Genomic DNA, 3,119 nt, shown 5'->3' on the forward strand with positions numbered 1-3,119 from the left:
GTGCTGGCCTTTGTCGGCGCGGGCGATCGTATCGTTGCGGTGCGCAATTGCTATGGCGATGCTTACCGTTTGTTCGAACGGCTTCTGCCGCATCTTGGCATCAAAGTGGATTACGTGGACGGCTCCGATCCTGATGCAGTGGCTGCCGCCTTGCCGGGGGCAAAGCTGCTCTATCTCGAAAGCCCGAGTTCGATGATGTTCGAGCTGCAGGACATCGCGCACTATGCGAAGCTTGCCAAGCAGCACGGCATTGTAACCACGATTGACAATTCCTGGGCGACGCCGCTGTTCCAGCAGCCGATTGCCCACGGCATCGATCTGGTCATGCATTCTGCTTCGAAATATCTCGGTGGGCACAGTGACACTGTTGCCGGTGTCGTCGCCGGATCGCGCGAAATGATCGAGCGGATCAATGGCCGCACCTATTCTTATCTCGGCGCCAAGCTATCGCCATTCGAGGCATGGCTGCTGCTGCGCGGTCTGCGCACGCTGACCCTCCGGCTGCCGCATCATATGAAAAGCGGACTGACCATCGCCGAACGCCTCAAGGCGCATGGCGATGTCGAGCGCGTGATGCATCCGGTCTATTCCAATCATCCGGGTAAAGTGACGCTTAGCGGCTATTCGGGCTTGTTTTCCTTCGAAGTTACGGAGGACGTCGAAGTACCGACCTTTGTCGATGCGCTGAAGCTGTTCCGCATCGGCGTCAGCTGGGGCGGTCACGAAAGTCTCGTTGTTCCGGCGCTTGCTTCCTTGCAGCAGACGCCGGATGCAAATTCGATCGGGCGCTTCGGTGTCAGCCCCCGGACGATCCGCCTTCACGTGGGACTCGAAAGCGTAGAGGAGCTTTGGGCGGACCTCGTGAACGCACTGACAAAAGCCAAACGCTGAACTTAAAAATGGGAGCTTTATAATGCAAAAACGAATGGGAACATTTCTGGCGGGCATCGCAGCCCTGTCGATGACCGTTTCGGCGGCTTTCGCCGATACGACGATCAAGATGGTGGAGGTGATTACCAGCCCGCCGCGCACGGAACTGCTCAAGAAGCAGATCGCCAGCTTCGAACAGGCCAATCCCGGTACCAAGGTCGAGCTTGTCTCGTTACCGTGGGGGCAGGCTTTCGAAAAATTCCTGACCATGGTTCAGGCAGGCGACACGCCAGACATCGTCGAGATGCCGGAGCGCTGGATGGGCCTCTATGCGACCAATGGTCAGCTCGAGGATCTCGGGCCCTATATGGCCAAGTGGAAGGACGCCGGAACACTCGGCGACCGGGCAAAGCAGTTCGGCTCGGTGGTCGACAACAAGCAATACATGATCCCTTATGGCTACTATATCCGGGCCATGTTCTGGAACAAGAAGCTGTTCGCCGAAGCCGGTCTGAAAGAAGCGCCGAAGACGCTCGACGAATTCATGGAAGCCAACAAGAAGATCTCGGCGATCCAGGGCAAGTATGGCTATTGCCTGCGCGGCGGTCCCGGCGGTTTCAATGGCGTGCAGATGTTCATGAACATCGCCAATGGCAAGGGTGGGTACTTCAATGCGGATGGCACAGCGACTTTGAACGAGCCGGGCGCTGTCAAGGGCCTCGAGATGCTGGCTGACATCTACAAGAACGGTTATGCGCCGAAGGATAGCGTCAGCTGGGGTTTCAACGAGGTCGTGACCGGTTTCTATTCCGGGACCTGCGCCATGCTCGATCAGGATCCGGACGCGCTGATCGGTATTGCCGAGAAGATGAAAGCGGAAGACTTTGGCGTTGCGCCGCTGCCGACCGGACCGAACGGCAAGTCCTATCCGACGCTCGGCTATGCCGGCTGGGCGATGTTTGCCAATTCGAAGGTCAAGGACGAAGCCTTTAAGTTGATGGGCACATTGTTGTCACCGGAAGACAATCTGGAATTCGCCAAGAATGTCGGTGTTATCCCTATCCACAATGGCGCCGACAAGGATCCATATTTTGGCGCTGACAGCTTCAAGGGCTGGTTTGAGGAAATGAATGACCCGAAGACATTCGAGTTCGTCACGCCTCCGACATATCTCGAGAACCTCGGCAATTTCTACGACTCCGTTTCAGTCAAGAATTTCCAGGAAGTGTTGCTTGGCCAGAAGACGCCGAAGGCCGTCGCTGACGAGTGGGCTGCATTCCTCACCGAACAGCAGCAGGCCTGGATGGCCAAGAACAAGAAATAACAAGCAATGAAAAGATGCTCCGGTGCCTATGTGCCGGAGCATGTTCTTTTTGCGCATGACCCGTTATTTGCCGGGCGAGCGTAAGAGGAGCCGACTAATGAGGGGCCGATCAACATGGTGATGCAATCGACGACGGCAGGCCTGCCGCACAACAGGGAAAGGGCCGGCAAGCGTGGCTTTGCCAGCGCGTTCGAACCATGGCTTTATTTGAGCCCTGCCATGGTTTTGCTCATGCTGGTGCTGGTGGTGCCGCTGGTCTTCGGCATCAGCTATTCCTTCCGCAAATTCTCGGCTTTCAAATCCGAATATGTCGGACTCGCGCAATATCAGGCCTTGCTGCACGATCCCAATCTCGGGCAGGCGCTGATGAATACCCTGTGGTGGACAGTCGCCAGCCTGTTTTTTCAATTCTTTCTTGGCCTCGGACTTGCTCTGCTGCTCGACAGGGATTTCGCAGGCAAGAAAATCGTGCAGGCAATCGTCTTTCTGCCTTGGGCCGTGCCGTCCTTTCTTTCGGGGCTGACATGGGCATGGCTGTTCAACCCGATCGTCGGACCTTTGCCGCACTGGCTCTATGCGCTTGGTATCCAGTCCGCTCCAACCAACATTCTCTCCAATCCCGCCACCGCGATGTGGGGGCCGATCATCGCCAATGTCTGGTTTGGCGTGCCTTTCTTTGCGATCACGCTGCTGGCGGCACTGAAATCCATCCCGGGAGAACTTCATGAGGCAGCGGCGATCGACGGCGCCAATCCATGGCAACGCTTCACCAAGGTGACACTGCCATTCCTTGCGCCGACCATCGCGATCACCGTGATGCTTCGGACGATATGGATCGCGACCTTCGCCGATCTGATCTACGTGATGACCGAGGGCGGTCCCGCCGGCGCGACCAACACAGTCGCCACCTATATCTATGTCAGCG

Annotated in this window: 3 protein-coding genes; all 3 read left to right on the forward strand. The window is 57.0% G+C overall.

Annotation, left to right across the window (positions count from 1 at the left end; genetic code table 11):
• A partial coding sequence (locus tag ACXJ5O_RS22925) for a PLP-dependent transferase (protein WP_457301918.1) occupies positions 1–891 on the forward strand: 891 nt, incomplete at its 5' end.
• A 34-nt stretch (positions 892–925) separates the two neighbouring features.
• A complete protein-coding gene (locus ACXJ5O_RS22930; RefSeq protein ID WP_457301920.1) occupies positions 926–2,194 on the forward strand; it encodes an ABC transporter substrate-binding protein in 1,269 nt (422 codons plus the stop codon).
• 114 nt (positions 2,195–2,308) lie between these two features.
• On the forward strand, positions 2,309–3,119 hold an 811-nt coding region (locus ACXJ5O_RS22935), incomplete at its 3' end, for a carbohydrate ABC transporter permease (RefSeq protein ID WP_457301919.1).

The sequence above is a fragment of the Phyllobacterium sp. P5_D12 genome (assembly GCF_054049495.1).

Bases quoted from the DNA above. Each gene is read 5' to 3' on its own strand.
- ACXJ5O_RS22930 (WP_457301920.1), top strand. From the start codon at position 926: ATGGGAACATTTCTGGCGGGCATCGCAGCCCTGTCGATGACCGTTTCG.